The sequence below is a fragment of the Mycolicibacterium novocastrense genome, assembly GCF_001499835.1.
GTDB lineage: Bacteria > Actinomycetota > Actinomycetes > Mycobacteriales > Mycobacteriaceae > Mycobacterium > Mycobacterium novocastrense.
Genome location: NZ_LQIH01000005.1, coordinates 72766 through 93900 on the forward strand (window position 1 = coordinate 72766; position 21135 = coordinate 93900).

A 21135-nucleotide genomic window follows, 5' to 3' on the forward strand; every position below is an offset into this window, starting at 1 on the left:
CGCTGGGTTCAATGAGCGGCCCGCCGCTGGGTCCAATGAGCGGCCCGCCGCTGGGTTCAATGAGCGGCCCGCCGCTGGCCGGCATCCGCATCATCGAAGTCGGAGTCATGCTGGCCGGGCCCTACGCCACCATGCTGCTGGCGGACCTCGGCGCGGAGGTCATCAAGGTCGAGCCGCCGGGCGGCGAGATCTCACGGCAGGTCGGTGACAGCTATTTCGCCAGCCTGAACCGCAACAAGAAGAGCGTCGTCCTCGACCTGCGCTCGGAGGACGGCCGACGGCGGCTCGGCGAACTCGTCGCGGATTCCCATGCGCTGCTGGTGAATATGAAGCCGTCAGCGATCAAGAAACTCGGACTGACATACGACTCGCTCAAGCGGTTCAACGAACGCATCGTCTGTGTGGCGCTGACGGGATTCGGGCTCGAGGGCGGCGACGATCCGGCGTTCGACTACGTCATCCAGGCGGCGACCGGCGTCGCGGCCATGACGGGACATCCGGACGAACCGCCGACCTTGCCGGGATACTCCTCGGCCGACAACTCGACCGGGCTGGCCGCGGCGCTGGGGCTGCTGGCGCAGATCGTGTCGGGCCGTGGTGGTCAGGTCGACGTGTCCCTGCGGGATGTGATGTTCTCGCAGCTGAACTACCGCGCATCGGCGTACCTTAACGACGGTGCGGCGCCGTTGCGTTATCCGTTCGGGGCACACTCGTATTACGTTCCGGCGCAACTGTTCGCGACGGCGGACGGCTATCTGGCGCTGTTCATCACCCATGATGGGTTCTGGCGCGCGTTCTCGGACGAAGCAGGTATCGAGGGCTTTCCCACGATGGCCGAACGGTCAGACAAGCGCGACGAGGTGCTGGCGGTCGTGGCCGCGGCGTTGGCCACCGATACCGCCGCGAGTTGGGAGTCCCGGTTGCGTCCCTTGGGTATTCCGGTCGCCGCGGTGCGCACATTGCCCGAGGCGTTGGAGCAGACGCCCGAGGTGATCGTGCAGGCGGGTGATTTCCGGTTGGTGCGCAGTCCGATTCAGATCGTGGGCTATGAACCGGAGTACCGGCCGGCGCCCCGCGTCGACGAGCACGGCGACCTTGCGGTTCAGTCGTCGTAGGTCACGCAGATCGTGTCGGTGTCCGGGATCGCTTGGCAGGTGAGGATGTATCCCTCGTCGACCTCGTCCTCGTCGAGAGCGTCGTTGACCCGCATGGTGGCGCGCCCCTCGGTGAGTTTGCCCATGCAGGTGCCGCAGTTGCCAGCTTCGCACGAGAATGGCGGTGACAAGCCGGCCCGCCGGGCGCTCTCCAACAGCGTCTCGTCGGCGACGCGGGTGACCGACACCTTCTTGCGGTCGAGCACGATCGTGACCTGTCCGCCCTGTGCCGGCTGGTCAGGTATCGGATCGGCCGTCATCAACAACTCTCCTGGCACATCGGTTCTAACTGGACGAGAATATCATTCTCGTTAAATGATACGCTATTCTCAAAGCGAAATCCGACCCCCGGGGCACTAGTGAGGACAGGGTGTGAGTGAGGCGATCGCGCTCGCCTTCGAGCAGCGTGAATACACGCTGTCGCAGCTCGACGCGCTGAGTGCCGGGATGGCCGCCACCCTGAAATCCCGCGGCGTTCGCGCCGGCGACCGAGTCGCGTTGATGTCGTCCAATCGCCCCGAATTCGTCGTCGCGCTGCGCGCCGTATGGCAGTTGGGGGCCGCGGCGGTCCTACTCAGCCCCGCGTGGAGGCGCGCGGAGATCGAACATGCGCTGGCGCTGACCCGGCCGGCGCACGCGGTCGGCGATCATCCCCTGCTGGCCGGAATCATGCCGATGCTCTCGCTCGACGATCCGATCGAACCCGAGCAGCGGGAGGTCACCGCACCCGATCCCCAGGCCGACGCCCTGTTCGTGTTCAGTTCCGGCACCACCGGTATGCCGAAGGCGGTTCGGCACACCCATGCGGCGTTCGCCGTCGCGGTGCGGCACTGGCGCGATGCGCTGCAGCTGTCGTCGTCGGACCGCATGCAGATCATGACCCCGCCGTCACACATCCTGGGCCTGCTCAACATCGTGATGGCGCTCGACACCGGGACCTGGATCCGGCTGCACCGGCGCTTCGACATCGACACCATGTTGCGGCATATCGAAAGCGACCGGCTCACCATCGAGATGGCCGTGGCGCCAATCGCTTTGGCGTTGGCGGCCTATCGGGATCTGGAGTCCCACGACCTGTCGTCGCTGCGCTACATCATGTGGTGCGCGACGCCGGTCACCGAGAGCGTCGCACAGGCCGTCACCGCCAGGACCGGGGTGAAGTGGGTGACCGCGTACGGCGCCAGCGAGTTGCCGGTGATCTCGTGTAACGAGCTCGACGGCCGCCACCTCGACACCGTTGGCCGGCCCGTGCCCGGTGCGCGGGTACGCGTGGTGTCCCTGGACACCGGTGCGGTCCTGGAGTCGGGCGAGCCCGGCGAGATCGAGGTGCAGTCGGATTCGGTGATGGCGGGCTACCTGCCGGAGTCGGCGACCGCGGCAGCCTTCCACGACGGGTGGTACCGCACCGGCGACGTCGGCTATCTGGACGACGACGGTTGGCTGCGGATCACCGACCGGTCGAAGGAGATGATCAAGGTGCGCGGCTTTCAAGTTGCGCCCGCCGAGGTCGAGGCCGTGTTGCACGGGCATCCCGCGGTCGACGACTGCGCGGTGTTCGGGGTGCCCGACGCGGCCAACGGCGAGGCGATCGTCGCGGCCGTGAAGACGAATACCCCTGTGCCGGAGGACGAATTGGCATCGTGGGTGGGGGAGCGGCTGGCGTCGTACAAGCGGCCCAGCCGGGTGGTCGTCGTGCCCGAGATCCCGCGGCTGCCTTCCGGGAAGGTTCTGCGTCGAGTGTTGAAGGAGCGTCTGTGGACGTCCGTCTGACAAGTGAACAACAACAGTTGAGGGCCGCGGCGGCGAGCTTGGCCGACGACCTCGGTCCGGGGTCGGTCGCCGACCTCGAGGATGCCAGCAGGGTCGCCAGACTGGAGAAGGCCGTGGACGCCACGGGCTTTCGCACGCTTCGCTCGGACGGGGCGTCGGGTGTCGAGGTCGCGATCGTGGCCGAGGAGTTCGCCCGAAGGCTCGTCGACGTGCCGTTCATCGGGCCCTTACTGACCGACGACCTTCGCATGCGAGGCGGCGGTGAGCCGGTTGCGGCAGAGGCGGAGGATTCCATCGACCTGACGAAAAGCCTTGCCGGCGTGGTTGAGTCACCCGCTGAACTCGACAGCCTGTCGGACGAGGATGCCGGCCGATGGCGGGCGCTTGCGCTGACGGTCACGTGCGCCGACCTGGTCGGGGCGGCCAGGGGAGCCCAGGATCTGGCCGTCGAGTACGCCAAGGTGCGTGAGCAGTACGGTTCGACGATCGGGTCGTACCAGGCGGTCGGTCACCTGCTGGCCGAGAGCCTGGCACTGATCGAGGGTTCGATCAGCGTGTTGCGGCATGCCGCATGGGCGGTCGACGAACTCCCGGCCGCCGAGGCCGTCGAGGCGGCCCGGGTTGCCAAGATCTACTGTGCGCGAGCGGCGTTGACCGTCTGCGAGACCTCGATCCAGGTGCACGGCGGTATCGGCAACACGTGGGAGTGCTTGGCCCACGTCTACCTGCGCCGGGTGCTGTCCGCCACCGAGACGTGGCCCGTGAAGTTGGAGGAGTTGTCCATTGGACTTTCGTGACTCACCGGAGGAAGCCGCGTTCCGCGACCGTCTGCGCGGCTGGCTGAGCGAGCAGAAGGGCAAGTTCCCGACGTCGGGCGACGAGTACTGGGCCGCCCAGGGTGCGTGGCACCAGGCGCTGTATGAGGCCGGGTTCTTCGGCACCTCGTGGCCCAAAGAGTATGGCGGACAGGATCTGCCTCCGGTCTACGACGTCATCGTCGACGAGGAGATCGCCAAGGCCGGTGCGCCGGCGCGGCCGAGCCTGGGCTACCTGGTGGTGGGGCTGTCGCATCACGGAAGCGAGGAGCTTCGCCAACGGTTCCTGCCGGGAATGATCAACGGCACCGAGCGGTGGTGCCAGGGCTTCTCCGAGCCTGGCGCCGGCTCAGACCTGGCGTCGCTGACCACGACGGCGACCAGAGAGGGTGACGAGTACATCATCCATGGTCACAAGATCTGGACCAGCTATTCCGATGTGGCCGACTGGTGTTTGTTGCTGGCTCGTACGGACAAGGATGTGCCCAAGCACAAGGGCATTTCGGCGTTCATCGTGCCGATGCACCAACCGGGGATCGAACAGCGGCCGCTGAAGATGATCAGCGGCGTCACCAAGGAGTTCGGCCAGGTGCTGTTCGACGGGGCCCGGGTGCCCGCGGAGAACATGGTCGGCGCGCCGGGTGAGGGCTGGAAGTTGGCGATGACCGTCGTCAGCCACGAGCGCGAGCCGTCGACGCTCGGGTTCTCGGCCCGCTACGGAAAGCTGGTGCGGCAGTTGGCCGCACGGGTGGACGGCTCGGCTCCCGAGGAGCTGGCGTGGGCGTGGGTGCAGACCGAGATGCTGCGGTTGCACGTGCGCAGGAGGTTGTCCGAACAGCTCGACGGGATGACGCACGGGCCGCAGGGCTCGTTGGACAAACTGTTGATGACGTGGACCGAGCAGTCCGTCGGTCACGCCGCGCTGGCCACCGTCGGCACCGGCGATCCCGAATTGTTCGGCGCCTACATGTACAGCCGCGCGCAGAGCGTGATGGGCGGTACCTCGCAGATTCAGAAGAACATCATCGCTTCGCGCATTCTCGGATTAGGAGTTTGAGTTGTACGACCTACCACCGGAGATCGACGTCCAGGCCGACGGCGCATTGCGCATCATCACGCTGAACCGGCCGGAATCCTTGAATTCGGTCAACGACGACCTGCATTGCGGGCTTGCCTGGCTGTGGCCGCGGCTCGCCGAGGACCGGGAGGCTCGCGCGGCGGTGATCACCGGTGCGGGACGGGCTTTTTCGGCCGGCGGCGACTTCGGCTATCTCGAGGAGCTGCGTCAGGACGCCGACCTACGCGCCAAGACGATCCTGCACGGCCGCGAGATCGTGCTGGGCATGGCGCGCTGCCGGATTCCGGTGGTGGCCGCCGTCAACGGTCCCGCGATGGGCCTGGGCTGCAGCCTGGTGGCCTTGTCCGACATCGTTTACATCAAAGACGATGCCTACCTTGCCGATCCACACGTTCAGGTCGGGTTGGTCGCCGCCGACGGTGGACCGCTGGTGTGGCCACTGGAGATGAGCTTGCTGCACGCCAAGGAATACGCGCTGACCGGTGCGCGGATTTCGGCCCAGCGCGCCGCCGAGCTGGGGTTGGCGAACCACGTCGTCGAAGATCCGCTGAGCGAGGCGATCGCCTGCGCGAAGAAGATCATGGAGCTGCCGCGCCAGGCGGTCGAAAGCACCAAGCGGCTGTTGAACATTCACCTCGAGCGCTCCGTGCTGGCGGTGCTCGACTACGCCAACACCGCGGAGGAGCAGTCCTTCAAGACCGACGATTTCCGCGAGATCGTCACCCGGCTGAACGCCAAGAAGAAGTAGCGCACACTCAGTTTGGCGCGAGCGTGCGTGTCTGCTGCGCGACACGCCGCTCGCGCGCGCCGCTATGCGCACGCTCATGCGCGTGCGAGTGTGCGCAACCTGTCGAACCCGGCCGGTATGCGAAACGCACGGCCTCGTATGGCCCGTGCTGAGCACACGTGCCAGATGCAGACGCGCACCGTCGCGATGGCGCGATGGTGCGCAAACTGCTGAAATTGCGCGGCGTGTCGTGTGCAAACACGCACGCTCGCGGGACAGGGAATTACTTGGGCGGGAAGCGTAGAGCTCCGTCGAGGCGGATGATTTCGCCGTTGAGATAGTCGTTTTCGATGATGCTCTGCGCCAACTGCGCGTACTCCGTCGACCGGCCCATCCGCTTGGGGAACGGCACCTGCGGACCCCAGTACTGCTCGAGTTGGTCGGCGGCCTGTCCATACGCCGGGGTGTTGATGGTGCCGGGCGCGATGGTGACCACGCGGATGCCGAGCGGCGAGAGGTCGCGGGCCGCATTCAGCGTCATGCCGATCACGCCGCCCTTGGCAGCGGCATACGGCAGCTGACCGATCTGACCCTCGTAACCGGCGATCGACGCGGTATTGATGATCACGCCGCGGGCACCCTCGTCGAGCGGCTCGGACTTCGCGATCTCGGCGGCCGCCAGCCGCATCACGTTGAAGACCGCGGTCAAGTAGAACTCGATCGTCGTCTTGAAACCGTCGAGGTCCAGCGGGGAGCCGTCCTTGCCGATGAGCCGGCCGCCGCTGGCCGGGCCGCCGTGGGTATCCACCGAGATGCGCAGCGGAGCCAGCGCCGCGGCCTCGGCGATCGCCGCGTTGACGGAGTCCTCCGACGTCGCGTCGGTGCGGACGTAGCGCACGCCGAGCTCGCTTTCCAGCTTCTTGCCCTTGTCGTCGGCCATGTCCGCGACGACGACCTTAGCTCCGGCCCCGTGCAGACGCCGGACCGTCGCCTCGCCAAGGCCGCCGGCACCGCCGACCACGATTGCCGAGCTACCCGCGATCTGCATATGGTTCCCCTTCTTGCAACTAGCACTCTCGGCTTGAGAGAATAACATTCTCATACGTCGAGACGGAGATACCCATGCCTGAAGCCGTGATCGTTTCTGCCCTGCGCACCCCCATCGGCACCGCGATGAAGGGCACGTTGCGAGACACCGACGCCTACGAGATGGCCGAGCATGTGATCGGCGCGGCCGCCGGTGAGGTGAACGGCCTGGCGATCGACGACGTCATCCTCGGCGAGGGGCTCTACGGCGGCGGGGTGATCGCTCGCCACGCCGCGATCACCGCGGGCCTCACCTCGGTGCCCGGGCTGTCGAACAACCGGCATTGCGCTGCGGGGCAGGCCGCGGTCCAGAGCGCCGCCGCCAGCATTCGCGCGGGCATGGATCAAGTGGTGATCGCCGGTGGCGTCAACTCCGCCTCGACCACGCCCCGCTTCACCCGCCGCGCCAGCAGCGCGAAAGACGCCGCGATGCTCGACTGGTTTCCCCCGACGCACCCCGACCGCGCCGACGCACCGAACATGGACATGTCGATCACCGTCGGCTGGAACGCCGCCGTGCGCGCGGGCGTGAGCCGCGAGGAGATGGACGAGTGGGCCCTGGGCTCGCACCGCAAGGCGATCCGGGCGATCGACGAGGGCCGCTTCAAGGACGAGATCGTCCCGATCGAGACGCCCTACGGGCAGTTCGACACCGACGAGCATCCCCGTCGCGACACCAGCATCGAGAAGCTCGCCGCGCTCAAGCCGCTGCATCCCGAGATCGAGGGCTTCTCCATCACCGCGGGCAACGCCTGCGGAGCCAACGACGGGGCCGCCGTGCTGACGCTGGCCAGCGACCGGCTCGGGCTGCCGTCGCTGGGCACCGTCAAGGCGTGGGCGTCGGTCGGTGTCGATCCCGCCTTCACCGGGCTGGCCCCCGTCGAAGCGATCCCGAAAGCCCTCAAGCGCGCCGGTATTTCGCTCGCCGACGTCGACCTGTTCGAAATCAACGAGGCCTTCGCGGCGATGTGCGTGGCGACCGTCAAACTGCTCGACATCGACCCCGACCGCGTCAATGTCAGTGGAAGCGGCTGCTCGCTGGGGCATCCGGTGGCGGCCACCGGCGCGCGCATGCTCGTCACGCTCGTGCACGAATTGCGCAGGCGCGGCGGCGGAATCGGCGTCGCCGCGATGTGCGCGGGCGGCGGCATGGGATCGGCCACGGTCATCGAGGTGGCCTGAGCCGCCCGGCGGCGACACCAAGCAGGCGATCCGTAGACTGCCATACGATGACCAGCTCAGACCGTCTTGCGGAACTCATCGAGGCGGCGCGCAACGGATCGGCCCGCGCGACCGGCCGATTGCTCAGCATCGTCGAAAGCCCCCGGCGTAGCGAACTTCTCGACACGCTCGGACCCGTCGACACTCCGCGAGTCGTGGGAGTGACCGGGCCGCCGGGCGCGGGGAAATCGACGACGGTCGGTGCGCTCGTCGGCGCGTACCGGGAGCGGGGCGAGCGGGTCGCGGTGTTGGCGGTCGACCCATCGTCGCCGTACAGCGGGGGAGCGCTGCTCGGCGACCGGATCCGGATGGCCGCCCACATCAACGATCCCGACGTGCTGATCCGGTCCGTCGCGGCGCGCGGGCATCTCGGCGGGTTGGCCGCGGCGGTACCCGCGGCAATCCGTGTTCTGGCGGCGCTGTCCTACGGGCTGGTGGTGCTGGAGACCGTCGGGGTCGGACAGTCGGAGATCGAGATCGCCGCGGTCGCCGATCCAACCGTCGTCATCCTCAATCCCGGCGCAGGCGACGCCGTGCAGGCGGCCAAGGCCGGGTTACTGGAAGTGGCCGACATCGTGGTGGTGAACAAGGCCGACCGCGAGGGCGCCGACCAGACCGTGCGCGACCTTCGTGCGGAGACCATGGCGCCGGTGCTGAAACTGGTTGCGGCCCAAGACGACGGCCTGCCCGAACTCGTCGACGCGATCGAAGCGCATCACCGTTCCGACAGTCCGGAACGACGCGCCGCGCGGGCCAGGGCGCAGATCTTGTCGCTGGCGCAGACGCTGTTGCGCACGCATCCGGAACTGGACCGGTTGGCCGCAGCCGTCGCCGACGGCGACGACGACCCCTATACCGCCGCCGAGCGCCTCTTCGTCGTACGGGAGGGGCCCTGAGCCCGCTCCGGTAGGTCGAGCAACCGGCGGGACATCCGAATCAACTGAGTGCGAAGCGTTTCGGCGTCGATATCGGAAACCAGTGGGTGCATCACGGCCACGCTGATCGCACTCGACAGCACCGCGGCGTGCAGTCGGGCCTCCGGGCCGGCATGGGTGCCCAGCAGCGCGGCATACAGGCGTTCGATGAATCGCTGGAACGGCTCATGTTCGGCCTGCAGCCGAAGGATCACCGGATCGAACTGCAGCGCACTGACGACTCCGCGCCGTTCGACGGCCTGGTCGATCATCCGGTCGAGCAAGATCTCCCGAGATTTGAGACCGTGGCCGGCCGCCTCGGCAACTTCGAGCGCGTCCTCGAGACGGCCCATCTCCCGTTCGGTGATCGCGATGACGATCTCTTCCTTCGTCTTGAACTGGCGGTACACCGCCGCCTTGGTCACCCCGATGGAATCGGCGATCATCTGCAGGGAGGTACCGCTGACCCCGTGTTCGGCGATCAATGCCAGCGCTGCGTCCAAGACCCTCGTCTGCGCAGCGGTGCGGGTGATCGCACTGAATCTCTGCTCTGCCGTGGCCATGACGTCGAGGGTAGCCCAGCATTGACCGCCTGGTTGCCGATCGGCTACCGTTCGAGTAGCCGATCGGCAACTAGCTTTGGAGCGCACATGAGACGAACTGATGGTGAGTTGATCATGCTGTGGGTCTTGCCCGCGATGGTGATCATCTGGGCGTCTGCATTCTTCCTGTTTCCCGGTTTCCTGCATCCGATGTCGCCGACCATGTCCGCGGAAGAGGTCGCGGCTTTCTACCGCGACGAGACGGCCCGAATTCGGTACAGCATGATTCTGTTCAACTGGTTCGGGGTCGGTTTGATCCCGACGGTGATCCTGCTGGCGATGCAAGTGCGCAAGATGGCACACCGCACGCCGATCCTGACCTACTGCCTGATCGCCTGCGCCGGCGGTCCGCCGACGCTGTTCTTGATCGCGAACATGTTCTGGCTTTTGGGGTCCTTCCGGCCCGAACGTTCCCCCGAACTCACCCAACTGCTCAACGATCTGGCCTGGGTCACCTTCACGGTGCTGGTGCCCTATCTGATCGCGCAATGCCTGGTGCTGGCCCTGGCGATCTACTGGGATCGCCGAGACCAGCCGGTCTTCCGGCCGTGGGTGGCGCACTTCAATCTGCTCATCGCCGTCGCGCTGATGCCGGCGGCATTCGGGGCGGTGACCTTCGAGGGCCCGTTGGCGTGGGACGGCGTGCTGTCCTTCTGGGTCAAGAACATCGCGATCGCCGTCTGGATCGTGGTGATGGGAGTTGTTCTCGCCCAGAACATCCGCCGCCAACGCGCAGAAGTCGCGGTCCCCGCATGAGCGCGCTCAGCGCGGAGACGGTAGCGGCGCCCGATCCGCCCAATGATTCACGGCTGGGTCGCCTGGTGTGGAATTTCCGCTACCACCCCAAGCGTGAGCTGTGGTTCGCGTGGTGGGTGATGGTGATCTTCTACCAGTTGTACGGCGTGTTGTTCTTCCTCGTGACGCGGGTGCAACCGCCGCCGAGCCCCGACTGGGACACGCCGTTGGTGGTGCAGTGGTTCGCCGACCGCCATCTCGGCCTGCTCACCGGATTCGGCGTCGTATTCCTGATTTCGGGCATGTGCGCGCCGATGAACGCCCTGCTCGCATACTCGATGTGGCGGATGTCGGTGAGTCGCGTCTTCGCCTATTCCTACCTGATCATGTACTCGCTCGCCGCCCTGCCCGGCATGCTGGTGATGGCCATCGCGATGACCGTCGGCGCGCTCAGACCTGATCGCGATCCCGAGTTGATCCTGTGGATGTATGACTTCGCGTTCCTGTCGTTCAGCGGAACGATGGGGGTGTTTCTGGTCGGCTCGGTGGTCTGGCTGGTGGCGATCCTGCTCGACAAGAACAACGTGTTCCCGAAATGGTTCGCGTACCTGGGGCTGTGCAACGCGCTGACCGAAGTCGTCGTCGCACCCGCCTGGATCTTTCAACGCGGTGCATTCGCGTGGAACGGTGCGATCGCGTGGTGGATCAACATGGTCGTGTTCATCCTCTACACCGCGGCGTTCATCGTGTTACTGCGAAAGATGATCGAGCGCGAGGATTTCGGCACCGGGCCGCTGCCCGACCTGCCGCCGAAAGGTGTAACCGAACCCTCGGCCTCGGTGGGGGCGGTGCGATGACCGACGTCGTTGGCGCCACGTCGAAACGGCTCGAGGACAAGCCGCAACGCCGTGTACCCGGCCAGCCGGACATGTGGTTGTTCGTGCTGTTCGAGGCCATGCTGTTCACCGGCTACTTCTCGGTCTACCTGGCGCTGCGCACACAGAACGCGGATCTCTTCCTGGCGTCGCAGGCGGATCTCGATCTGCGGATCGGCGTCTTCAATACCATTGTCCTGCTGACGAGTTCGTGGGCGATCGCCAGGTGCGTCCAGGCTTCACGCGGCGGTTCGTACCGCTCGGCGACGACGTACGCGTATGTGACCGTCGGTCTCGGTGTGACGTTCGTGGTCTCGAAGGTGTTCGAATGGATTCTGGAGATCCGACTGGGGAATACGTTCACCAGCGATGAGTTCTTCCAGCATTACTTCTTTCTCACGTCACTGCACTGTATCCACGTGTTGATCGGATTCATCGTGTTGGGTGTGGTCCTCTACCAGTTGCGGAGCCCGGCGCGACGCTCGCAGGAGCTCATCGAGACCGGAGCGACGTACTGGCACACGGTTGACTTCCTGTGGGTGCTGATTTTCGCGATGCTCTACGTGGTGAGGTGATCGGTGACCAACGCTGTGAACAAGAGACTCGTGATCGCCTGGGCGATCCTGACGTTGTTGACGTTGGTCTACGTCTGGATGGATGAAGCGGTCGACCACAACAGCACGCTGAAGGCCAGCACCGTGGTCACCGTCAGCGCGATCGTCATCGCACTCATCAAGGTGCGCATCATCTTCCGGGAGTTCATGGAGGTGCGCCACGCCCCCGCCTGGCTGTGCCGCCTCACCGACGGGTGGGTGGTCCTCGTCGCGACCTGCCTGTTGAGCAGTTACTTCATCGGAATGGCGGTCGCCTGAACAGCGCTGCACCGACCGGCCCGCGATGCCGAGTGCGCGGTTTCATACGCAACACGCCGCGATGGGCGTATCAGGATGCACAGTCGAGCACTGGCCGGCGCTGAACAGGCGAGCAACAGGCGAGCTACACGCGAGCCGAGGCCGCACGCCCGGCGCGGTAACCGAACACCATTGCGGGCCCGATTGTTCCACCGGCGCCGCCGTACGCCTTGCCGGTGGCTCCGGCCATCGCGTTGCCCGCGGCGAACAAGCCCGGGATCGCCGATCCGTTGACATGCAGCACCCGGCCGTCGCCGTCGGTGCGGGGACCGCCCTTGGTGCCCATCGCGCCGATCGACACCGGCACGGCATAGTAGGGCGGCGTATCGATCGGGCCGAGGGTGCGGCCGGCGGGCGTCGGTGCTTTGTCGTCACCCCAGTAGCCGTCGTAGGCGCTCGAACCGCGCTCGAAATCCGGATCGCGGTCGTGGGCGACGCTGTCGTTCCAGGACTGCAGTGTGCGTGCCAATCCTTCGGGGTCGATGCCGGTCTTCTCGCCGAGTTCGACCAGGTCTTTGGACGGCGAGAACCAGTCCGGCGCAGGGCCATCCGGTTCGATGCCGAGGAAGCCGTACTTCTTCAGATGCAGCGAGTCGAACACGATCCACGCCGGATCGTTGGCATACCCCAGCTTCGGATCGAGGTAGTGGAACGGCCCCGCCATCGAGTTGTACTCGCCGGCCTCGTTGAGGAACCGCTTACCCGCCCGGTTGACGATGATGCTGCGCGGTCGGGTCCGTTCCAGTCGAACGCTGCGGCTGCGCGGCTGGCCCTGGAACGTGTCGCCGGGAAGTTGGACGATCGGCACCCACCAGGCCTCGCCCATGTTGGCCAGATCGGCGCCGTGCGCCATCGCCATCCGCAGGCCGTCACCGGTGTTGTTGGGCGGTGAGACGGGTCCGCGCATCGGTCCCCGCAGGTACGCCTCGACGAGTTTGCGGTCCCACTCGAACCCGCCGGTTCCCAGAATCACGCCTCGACGGGCCCGCACGGTGAAGTCGTTGCCGTCCTGCGAGATTCGCACACCCGTGATGCCGAGCGGATCGGCGAGCAGTTCGACCGCGCGCGCGTTGGTCCGTGGTGTCACACCGAGGTCCAGCAGGCCCTTCAGCAGTCCGGCGATCAGGGCCGTGCCCGCCACGCAGTAGTCACCGGATTCGTCGTCGACCGACGCGTGGATGCGCGCGCGGGTTTCGGCGTCGATGCCGACGTTGCTGAAATCCGCCGGGAACGACGTGATCCGGTCGCGCCACTCACCGAGTCGGCCCAGGTCGAACGGCTTGGCGTTGAGCGAACGCCCACCCGACGGCCGACCACCGGGCAGCTCGGGTTTGTAGTCGGGGAACCCCTCGGCGACCTCGAACCGCAGATCGCTGTGTGCCTCAACGAAATCGAGCATCTCGGGGCCGGTGCGCACGAATGTCTCGACCAGGTTGTCGTCCATGTATCCCAGCGATTGGGCGCGCAGGTAGGCCATCGCGTCCTCGACGGTCAACTCACCCTCGGCGGCCCGGTTGTGCGCGGGAATCCAGATGATGCCACCCGACACCGCCGTCGTACCGCCGACGGTCGCGGCCTTCTCGTAGATCTCCACCGAAGCGCCATTGGCCGCCGCGGCGAGCGCCGAGGTCAAACCGGCCCCGCCGCTACCGAGTACGACCACGTCGACGTCATGATCCCAATCGGTCACGTGCTGCTCCTTCCGGCTGGAGTGCCCTTAGTTGAGAATCGCGGACAACTCGTCGGCCGCCCTGATGACCGCGTCTCGGCCGCGCGTCAGGACGTCCTCGCGATGCGAGATGAGGTTGATACATGTCGGCGGCGCCGGTGGCCGTCGGCGCACCGGGACCGCGAGGCCGTAGGTGTTGGGCTCGATCTCGCCGTGTGTGATCACCCAGCCCTGCTCGCGGGTCAGCGGCACCAGATCACGTTCGTCGGGACGAGGCGGCATGCTTGCCAGCAGCGCGATTCCGGCGGCGCCCCGGTCCAGCGGATAACGGCTGCCCTCATGGAAGGACAGCTGATAGAAGACGTTGGTCGGCACGACGACGGCGATCGCCACCTGCTGATCACCCTCGGCGACAAGAAGGGACACCGTGCTCGAGAGTTCGTCGGCGAGCCCCCGCAAGGTCGGCAGGCTCAGTTGCCGCACGTTGTTGTCGAACGACGCCCCGAGCACCGCGAGCGCCGCCGCCGAGCGGTAGCGACCGTCCTCGCCCTTGGCCACCAACCGGAACTGAGACAGCGTCGACAACAACCGATAGGCGATGGTCCGGTGCACACCGATGTCGTCGGCGACCTGCTGAGCGGTGAGGCCGGTAGGGGAGCTGGCCACCAGCTGCAAGGCGGCCAGACCCCTTGCCAGCGTCTGCGAGCCCGGCGCCCCGTTGGGTACGACGCTGATCGGCTCCGTCCCCTGTCGGGCTCCGCCCTGCTCGACCCGATGTCGGGCTCCGCCCTGCTCGACCCGATGTCGGGCTCCGCCCTCCGAAGGCATGGCGTCCCTTCCTCGACTTCCCTTGACATCACGCTGTCGCGAGAGTGATGCTCTGACTATAGTGCACGTGGGTGTGCGATAAATGAGCAGAGTGCTTACAAAATACGAGAATTCGATTCTCGCGGTCAAGAGAGGGTAAGCGTGTCTGAGCCGGATTCGCTGGTGGCGTCCGCGGCGGCCGACGGGCGTGCGGAGGTCGCCGAATTCGAGAGCGTGTGGAGCGATCTGCAGGGCGTTTCGTTCTCTCAGGGCTACCTCGACGCCGGTGGAACCCGCACCCGATACCTGCACGCCGGTGACTCCGGTAAGCCGGTGCTCGTCTTCCTGCACGGCTCCGGTGGGCATGCAGAGGCGTACGTGCGCAACCTGGAGGCGCACGCCGAACACTTCTCGGTCTGGTCGATCGACATGCTCGGCCACGGCTACACCGACAAACCGGGGCATCCGCTCGAAGTCCGCCACTATGTGGACCACCTGCTGGCGTTCCTCGACGCGGTCGGGGCCGACCGCGCCCACATCAGCGGCGAGTCGCTCGGCGGATGGGTCGCCGCTCGATTCGCGGTCGACCACCCCGATCGGTTGGACCGGCTGGTGCTCAACACGGCGGGCGGCTCGCAGGCCGATCCCGAGGTGATGAAGCGGATCATCACGCTGTCCATGGCCGCCGCCGAGAACCCGACGTGGGAAACGGTGCAGGCCCGCATCAAGTGGCTGATGGCCGACAAGAGCAAGGATTACGACGACATCGTCGCGAGCCGGCAGCGGGTGTACCGGCAACCCGGGTTCGTCGCGGCGATGCGCGACATCATGGCGTTGCAGGATCCGGACATCCGCGCACGCAACCTCCTCGGGCCCGACGAGTACGGATCGATCACCGCGCCAACCCTGGTGGTGTGGACCAGCGACGATCCCACGGCCGACGTCACCGAGGGGCGACGCATCGCCTCCATGATCCCGGGCGCGCGCTTCGAGGTGATGCCCGGATGCGGTCACTGGCCCCAGTACGAGGACCCCAAGACGTTCAATCGCCTGCACCTGGACTTCCTCTTGGGGCGGCTATGACGACGACCGACGTCGACGTCGTCATCGTCGGCGCAGGACCATCCGGTCTGACATTGGCTAACATCCTTGGGCTGCACGGGGTTCGGACGCTTGTCGTCGAGGAACGCGACACGCTCATCGACTACCCCCGCGGTGTCGGCCTCGACGACGAGGCGCTGCGGACGTTCCAGTCGATCGGCCTGGTCGACCGGGTGCTGCCGCACACCGTGCCCAATCAGATCTTGAGGTTCTTCGACGCCAACCGACGGCTGCTCGCAGAGATGGCACCGCCCGACGCCCGCTTCGGCTGGCCCAAGCGCAACGGCTTCGTGCAACCGATGGTCGACGCCGAGTTGTTCGGCGGCCTGGACCGATTCGAGCACGTGGAGGTCCGGTTCGGGTGCCGGATGGAGTCGTGCGTCGAGGCGAACGACGCGGTGACGGTTCAGTTCGCCGGCGGCAAGCCGACGGTCACGGCCCGATACGTGGTCGGCTGCGACGGCGGCCGCAGTGCCACCCGCCGGCTGATGGGTGTGTCGTTCGACGGCACCACGTCGTCGACGCGCTGGCTGGTGGTCGACGTCGCCAACGATCCGCTCGGCCATCCGAACAGTGAGGTCGGCGCCGACCCGGCGCGCCCCTATGTGTCGATCTCGATCGCCCACGGCATCCGCCGCTTCGAGTTCCTGATCCATCCTCACGAGACCGACGAACAGGCCGACGATCCGGCGTTCGTCAGAATGATGTTGGCGCAACGGGTTCCGTATCCCGAGCGGGTCGACATGATCCGGCACCGGGTATACACCCACCATTCGCGCATCGCCGGTTCGTTCCGCAAGGGCCGGATGCTGCTGGCCGGCGACGCCGCGCATCTGATGCCGGTCTGGCAGGGGCAGGGATACAACAGCGGTATCCGCGACGCGGCCAACCTGGGCTGGAAACTGGCAGCGGTGGTGAGCGGACAGGCCGATGACGCCCTGCTGGACACCTACGATGTCGAGCGCCGCAAACATGCCCGCGCGATGATCGACCTGTCCACCATGGTCGGTCGGGTGATTTCGCCGACCAACCGCAGGGTCGCCGCGTTGCGGGACCGGGTCATTCACGCCGCCTCGGTGGTGCCGTCGCTGAAGCGCTACGTGCTCGAGATGCGGTTCAAGCCGATGCCGCGCTATCAACAGGGTGCGGTGTTCCATTCCGCACCGGGTGCCGGTGCCGCCGGCGCGGTCTCGCCGACGGGCACGCTGTTCATCCAGCCGCGCGTCGACACCCGCACGGAGCAGAACGTGCTTCTCGACGACGTGCTCGGACCGGGATTCGCGGTGCTGTGCTGGAGCAACAACCTGCGAGCGATCCTCGGCGACAACGCGTTTCACCGGTGGAAGGCGTTGGGTGCGGAGTTCATCGAAGCGCGTCCGATGACACAGCTGCGCTGGCCGGGGCACGACGACGACGATGTGGTGGTGGTCGGCGACAGGACCGGCGCGCTCAAGGCGTGGTTCGACACCTACACCGACTCGGTGCTGTTCCTGCGTCCCGACCGCTGCATCGCCGGCGCCTGCATCGCCCAGCGCGCCGCCGAACTCAGTGAATCTCTTTTCGACGTTCTGTGTCTGACCCAGGGAGGAGGCTCCGGTTCTCATGGGCACACTGGCCCTGTGCTGCATGTCGCACAGCCCGCTACTGAACCTTCCGGGACCGTCACGGGAACTCCTTGACGACATCGAGGCGGCGATATCCGAGGCACGTCGGTTTGTCACCGCGTACGCCCCCGAACTCGTCGTGATCTTCTCGCCGGACCACTACAACGGATTCTTCTATCGGACGATGCCGCCGTTCTGCATCGGCACGGCCGCACAGGGTGTCGGTGACTACGGCTCGCACGCCGGGCCGTTGAACGTGCCCGAGGACGTCGCGACCGACTGCGCCCGAGCGGTTCTCGAATCAGGGATCGACGTCGCGATCTCGGCGAGCATGGACGTCGACCACGGGACCGTCCAACCGCTCCAGAGCCTGTTCGCGGATGCGGCGTCGGTGCCGGTGATCCCCGTCTTCATCAACTCGGTGGCCACCCCGCTCGGACCGGTGCGCCGGGTGCGGGCGCTCGGAGCCGCGCTCGGCACATATCTCGCGACGCTCGACAAGCGTGTCCTCGTCGTGGGATCCGGTGGACTGTCCCACGATCCGCCGGTGCCCACGCTGGCGACCGCGCCGCCGGCCGCGCTGGATCGGATCGTGCACGGCGTACCCATGACACCGGAACAGCGGCAGGCCCGCCAGGTCGCGGTGATGGACGCCGCGCAGGCGTTCGCGCACGGCGAGAGTCCCTTGCAGCCGCTGAATCCGGACTGGGACGCGGCCTTCCTGGAGCTGATCGACAACAACCGACTCGCCGAGGTGGACGGCTGGTCCAACGACTGGATCGAACGCGAGGCCGGCCATTCCGCGCATGAAGTACGCACGTGGATCGCGGCTTTCGCCGCACTTGCCGCGCACGGTCCCTACCGCACCGAACAGCGGTTCTACCGGGCGGCACCGGAATTGATCGCAGGGTTCGCGATCAGGACGGCGGTTCTGGATGTCTGACAGCAAGTTCGACCACACCGTCGATGTGCTCGTCGTCGGCTCAGGTGGCGGCGGAATGACCGCGGCACTGGCCGCCGACGCGTTCGGCCTGGACACGCTCATCGTCGAGAAGTCGGCGCACTTCGGTGGTTCCACCGCGCTGTCGGGTGGCGGTATCTGGGTGCCCGGCGCACCGGCGCAGCGCAAGGCGGGTTACGTGCCGGATCCCGACGGTGTCGTGGAGTACCTACGCCAGATCACCGGCGGCCTGGTCAGCGACGCGCGTCTGCGCCAGTACGTCGACACCGCTCCAGAGATGATGGAGTTCCTCGAAAAGCGCAGCCCGTGGTTCGAATTCGTGTGGAAGCCGGGCTACGCGGACTACTACCCGGAGCTGCCGGGCGGGTCCGCGCAGGGCAGCACCATCAACGTACCCGCCATCGACCTGCGCAAGCTCGGCGACGAGGAGCAGCACCTGCTGCAGCCGCTCGCGCTGGCACCGAAGGGTATTTGGTTCGCGCCCAAGGACCTTCGGTTGTTCTACCAGGTCCGCCAGAACTGGCGCGGCAAGGCCGTTCTCGTCAAGCTGATCTGGCGGATGTTCCGTGCGCGCGTCTTCGGGGACCGGATGGCGGCCATCGGCCAGTCGCTGGCCGCCCGCATGCGGCTGGCGCTCAAACAACACGACGTCCCGCTGTGGCTCGACTCGCCGATGAGCGAACTGATCACCGATGTCGACGGAGCGGTGATCGGGGCGGTGGTGGAGCGTGACGGCCACCAGCAGCGGATCAGGGCCCGGCAGGGCGTGATCCTGGCCGCGGGCGGATTCGATCACGACATCCAGTGGCGCCGGCAGCACCTACCGCTGCTCGAAAAGGATTGGAGCTTCGGCAATCCGGCGTCCATGGGCGATGCCATCCGGGCAGGGGAGAAGGTGGGCGGATCGACCGATCTGCTCGACGAGGCCTGGTGGTTCCCCGCGATCTGCTGGCCTGATGGGCGGTTGCAGTTCATGCTCAACGAACGCATGATGCCGTCCCAGTTCGTGGTGAACGGTGCGGGTAAGCGGTTCATCAACGAGGCGGCGCCCTACATGGACTTCGCGCACGCGATGATCGAGGGCCACAACAGCGGGGTCACGCACATTCCGTGTTGGCTGATCACCGACATCCGGTCGTTTCACCGGTACGTGGTCGCCGGGCATCTGCCAATTCCGAAGATCCCGTTCGCGCCCGTGCCGACCGGCTGGAAGGTGCCCAAGGCGTGGCTGGAATCCGGTGTCGTGCACGAGGGCAACAGTTTCGAGGAGCTCGCCGGCAAGATCGGCGTTCCGCCGGCCCAGCTGCGCCAGACCGCCGAGCGATTCAACGAACTGGCGCGCAACGGCCACGACGACGACTTCAACCGCGGCGATTCGGCCTACGACAACTACTACGGTGACCCCACGCTGCCGAACCCGAACCTGCACCCGCTGGGTAAGCCGCCCTATTACGCGTTTCAGATCATCCTGGGCGACCTGGGCACCTCCGGGGGGTTGCGCACCGACGAGTACGCCCGGGTGCTGCGCGCCGACGACGGCGTGATCGAGGGCCTCTACGCGGTCGGCAACACGTCGGCCGCGGTGATGGGCCGCAGTTACGCGGGCGCCGGCGCCACCATCGGCCCCGCGATGACCTTCGGTTATGTCGCGGCCAAGCACATCGCCGAGCAGCTGTCCGGTTCTGGAATTCAGACCGGCACTAGTACCGATTCGACACTCGATACACATCGGAAGGTAACGAAATGAAGATCTCGCTGTTCTACGAATTCCCACTGCCGCGGCCGTGGAGCGAAGACGACGAGCACAAGCTTTTCCAGGATGGTCTCGACGAGGTGGAGCTCGCCGACAAGGCCGGCTTCTCGACGGTGTGGCTGACCGAGCACCACTTCCTGGAGGAGTACTGCCACTCCACTGCGCCCGAGATCTTCCTGTCCGCGGCGAGCCAGCGGACCGAAAACATCCGCCTGGGCTTCGGGATCATGCACCTGCCGCCGGTCGTGAATCACCCGGCCCGCGTCGCCGAGCGGGTCGCGACCCTGGACCTGATCTCCAATGGACGGGTGGAGTTCGGCACCGGCGAGTCGTCGTCGGTCGGCGAACTGGGCGGTTTCGGTGTGGACCCCGCCGACAAACGCGCGATGTGGGAAGAGGCGCTGGAGGTTTCGATCCGCTGTATGACCGAGGAGCCGTTCACCGGTTTCAAGGGTGAGCACATCGAGATGCCTCCGCGCAACGTCGTGCCCAAGCCGCTGCAGAAGCCGCACCCGCCCGTCTGGGTGGCGTGCACTAGGCCCGCGTCGGTGGCCATGGCCGCCCAGAAGGGCCTGGGCGCATTGAGTTTCGCCTACACGGGGCCGGGTCCGCTGACCGAGCGGGTGAACGGCTACTACAAGGAGTTCGAGGAGAACGGCGCGCCGGTCACCCCGCAGATGAACCCGAACATCCTGGCCATCGGTGGTGACTTGTCGATGATGGTGGCGCCCACCGACGAACAGGCCATCGAACGGCTCGGCAAGGGCGGCGGCTTCTTCGCGTTCGGCATCATGCACTACTACATGACCGGTATGCACACACCGGGCCGGACCGGGGTGTGGAAGCGCCACCTCGAAGAGATCGAGAAGGACCCCAGCATCGTCTACGGGCCCGACCGCGGCCCGATCGGCAGCCCGGAGACGGTGCGTAATTTCCTGCGGGGCTACGAGGAAAGCGGCGTCGACGAGCTGATCTTGCTGCTGACCCCGCGCAGGCATGAAGAGACGATGGAGTCCATCGAACTAATGGGCAAGGAGGTGCTGCCCGAGTTCATCGAACGCGACGAGAAGGCGCGCGCGGCCAAGGCCAAACGACTCGAGCCGATCATCGAGAAGGTCGAAGCGCGACGGCAACCGTCGCAGGCGCCCATCTTCGACGAGAGCTATGCGTTCGGCGGACTGCCGACGGGCCGCCAGAACTACACGGCCAACGAGGTGTCGCTGGCGATGGACGAGATGAACGCCGGTATCGAGGCGGCGGCCGCCAAACTCAAGTCGGGAGAAGGGTGGGCCAGCCGCAACCCCGATGCGGACGCCAAGAGTGCGCAGTGACGGGCGCCGGCCGGACATGAG

Annotated in this window: 21 protein-coding genes; 16 read left to right on the top strand and 5 right to left on the bottom strand. The window is 66.4% G+C overall.

Annotated features, from left to right (window positions below):
- The first annotated feature begins 59 nt into the window (after positions 1-59).
- Positions 60-1115 (top strand): CaiB/BaiF CoA transferase family protein, encoded by a 1056-nt coding sequence (locus AU072_RS05815; RefSeq protein WP_064346493.1) that lies wholly within the window; start codon positions 60-62, stop codon positions 1113-1115.
- Here the strand turns inward: AU072_RS05815 and AU072_RS05820 are convergent.
- The gene (locus AU072_RS05820; protein ID WP_064412899.1) at positions 1103-1414 is read right to left on the bottom strand and encodes a 2Fe-2S iron-sulfur cluster-binding protein; all 312 of its coding nucleotides are present in this window, start codon (positions 1412-1414) and stop codon (positions 1103-1105) included. The two genes, AU072_RS05815 and AU072_RS05820, sit on opposite strands and share 13 nt — an antisense overlap.
- 112 nt (positions 1415-1526) lie before the next feature.
- On the opposite strand from AU072_RS05820, the gene AU072_RS05825 reads away from it, so the two are divergent.
- Genes AU072_RS05825 through AU072_RS05840 form a run of 4 tightly spaced genes read left to right on the top strand, consistent with a single transcriptional unit; the run spans position 1527 to position 5565 of the window.
- Entirely contained in the window at positions 1527-2924 is a 1398-nt protein-coding gene (locus AU072_RS05825; protein ID WP_064412900.1) for a class I adenylate-forming enzyme family protein, read from the top strand.
- The gene (locus AU072_RS05830; RefSeq protein WP_064412901.1) at positions 2909-3721 is read left to right on the top strand and encodes an acyl-CoA dehydrogenase family protein; all 813 of its coding nucleotides are present in this window, start codon (positions 2909-2911) and stop codon (positions 3719-3721) included. The genes AU072_RS05825 and AU072_RS05830 overlap by 16 nt, the downstream gene beginning before the upstream one ends.
- Positions 3708-4796 carry an acyl-CoA dehydrogenase family protein gene (locus tag AU072_RS05835; RefSeq protein ID WP_064412902.1) on the top strand — a complete coding sequence of 363 codons (1089 nt, stop codon included), beginning with the start codon at positions 3708-3710 and terminating at the stop codon, positions 4794-4796. The genes AU072_RS05830 and AU072_RS05835 overlap by 14 nt, the downstream gene beginning before the upstream one ends.
- Before the next feature lies 1 nt (position 4797).
- The gene (locus AU072_RS05840) at positions 4798-5565 is read left to right on the top strand and encodes an enoyl-CoA hydratase/isomerase family protein (RefSeq protein ID WP_064346498.1); all 768 of its coding nucleotides are present in this window, start codon (positions 4798-4800) and stop codon (positions 5563-5565) included.
- A 262-nt stretch (positions 5566-5827) separates the two neighbouring features.
- Here the strand turns inward: AU072_RS05840 and AU072_RS05845 are convergent, their stop codons facing one another.
- Entirely contained in the window at positions 5828-6592 is a 765-nt protein-coding gene (locus AU072_RS05845) for an SDR family NAD(P)-dependent oxidoreductase (RefSeq protein WP_064412903.1), read from the bottom strand.
- 74 nt (positions 6593-6666) lie between these two features.
- Between AU072_RS05845 and AU072_RS05850 the strand changes: the two genes are divergently transcribed.
- Together AU072_RS05850 and AU072_RS05855 are read left to right on the top strand one after the other, a co-directional pair.
- Positions 6667-7812 carry a thiolase family protein gene (locus AU072_RS05850; protein WP_064412904.1) on the top strand — a complete coding sequence of 382 codons (1146 nt, stop codon included), beginning with the start codon at positions 6667-6669 and terminating at the stop codon, positions 7810-7812.
- Positions 7813-7859: 47 nt separating this feature from the next.
- Entirely contained in the window at positions 7860-8747 is an 888-nt protein-coding gene (locus AU072_RS05855; RefSeq protein ID WP_064412905.1) for an ArgK/MeaB family GTPase, read from the top strand.
- Here the strand turns inward: AU072_RS05855 and AU072_RS05860 are convergent.
- Positions 8702-9328 carry a TetR/AcrR family transcriptional regulator gene (locus tag AU072_RS05860; protein WP_064412906.1) on the bottom strand — a complete coding sequence of 209 codons (627 nt, stop codon included), beginning with the start codon at positions 9326-9328 and terminating at the stop codon, positions 8702-8704. The two genes, AU072_RS05855 and AU072_RS05860, sit on opposite strands and share 46 nt — an antisense overlap.
- Positions 9329-9415: 87 nt before the next feature.
- Between AU072_RS05860 and AU072_RS05865 the strand changes: the two genes are divergently transcribed.
- Genes AU072_RS05865 through AU072_RS05880 form a run of 4 tightly spaced genes read left to right on the top strand, consistent with a single transcriptional unit; the run spans position 9416 to position 11849 of the window.
- The gene (locus tag AU072_RS05865; RefSeq protein ID WP_064346503.1) at positions 9416-10123 is read left to right on the top strand and encodes a hypothetical protein; all 708 of its coding nucleotides are present in this window, start codon (positions 9416-9418) and stop codon (positions 10121-10123) included.
- The gene (locus tag AU072_RS05870) at positions 10120-10959 is read left to right on the top strand and encodes a hypothetical protein (RefSeq protein ID WP_064346504.1); all 840 of its coding nucleotides are present in this window, start codon (positions 10120-10122) and stop codon (positions 10957-10959) included. Before AU072_RS05865 ends, AU072_RS05870 begins: the two co-directional genes overlap by 4 nt.
- Positions 10956-11552 (top strand): cytochrome c oxidase subunit 3, encoded by a 597-nt coding sequence (locus AU072_RS05875; RefSeq protein ID WP_064412907.1) that lies wholly within the window; start codon positions 10956-10958, stop codon positions 11550-11552. The genes AU072_RS05870 and AU072_RS05875 overlap by 4 nt, the downstream gene beginning before the upstream one ends.
- A 3-nt stretch (positions 11553-11555) precedes the next feature.
- Positions 11556-11849 carry a cytochrome C oxidase subunit IV family protein gene (locus tag AU072_RS05880; protein WP_064412908.1) on the top strand — a complete coding sequence of 98 codons (294 nt, stop codon included), beginning with the start codon at positions 11556-11558 and terminating at the stop codon, positions 11847-11849.
- A gap of 124 nt (positions 11850-11973) precedes the next feature.
- Here the strand turns inward: AU072_RS05880 and AU072_RS05885 are convergent, their stop codons facing one another.
- Together AU072_RS05885 and AU072_RS05890 are read right to left on the bottom strand one after the other, a co-directional pair.
- Entirely contained in the window at positions 11974-13578 is a 1605-nt protein-coding gene (locus AU072_RS05885; RefSeq protein WP_064412909.1) for an FAD-dependent oxidoreductase, read from the bottom strand.
- A 27-nt stretch (positions 13579-13605) separates the two neighbouring features.
- The gene (locus AU072_RS05890; RefSeq protein WP_082680958.1) at positions 13606-14385 is read right to left on the bottom strand and encodes an IclR family transcriptional regulator; all 780 of its coding nucleotides are present in this window, start codon (positions 14383-14385) and stop codon (positions 13606-13608) included.
- A gap of 162 nt (positions 14386-14547) precedes the next feature.
- Here AU072_RS05890 and AU072_RS05895 point away from each other — a divergent pair, with 162 nt between their 5' ends.
- From AU072_RS05895 to AU072_RS05915, 5 genes are read left to right on the top strand one after another with little or no spacing between them, the layout of a single operon-like run.
- Entirely contained in the window at positions 14548-15447 is a 900-nt protein-coding gene (locus AU072_RS05895; RefSeq protein WP_064412969.1) for an alpha/beta fold hydrolase, read from the top strand.
- Complete coding sequence (locus tag AU072_RS05900; RefSeq protein WP_064412910.1) at positions 15444-17144, top strand: bifunctional 3-(3-hydroxy-phenyl)propionate/3-hydroxycinnamic acid hydroxylase; 1701 nt, start codon at positions 15444-15446, stop codon at positions 17142-17144. Before AU072_RS05895 ends, AU072_RS05900 begins: the two co-directional genes overlap by 4 nt.
- A complete protein-coding gene (locus tag AU072_RS05905) occupies positions 17092-18012 on the top strand; it encodes a 3-carboxyethylcatechol 2,3-dioxygenase (RefSeq protein WP_064412911.1) in 921 nt (306 codons plus the stop codon). The genes AU072_RS05900 and AU072_RS05905 overlap by 53 nt, the downstream gene beginning before the upstream one ends.
- Positions 18005-19777 carry an FAD-binding protein gene (locus tag AU072_RS05910; protein ID WP_064412912.1) on the top strand — a complete coding sequence of 591 codons (1773 nt, stop codon included), beginning with the start codon at positions 18005-18007 and terminating at the stop codon, positions 19775-19777. Before AU072_RS05905 ends, AU072_RS05910 begins: the two co-directional genes overlap by 8 nt.
- Entirely contained in the window at positions 19774-21114 is a 1341-nt protein-coding gene (locus AU072_RS05915; protein WP_064412913.1) for an LLM class flavin-dependent oxidoreductase, read from the top strand. The genes AU072_RS05910 and AU072_RS05915 overlap by 4 nt, the downstream gene beginning before the upstream one ends.
- The last annotated feature ends 21 nt before the right edge of the window (positions 21115-21135 follow it).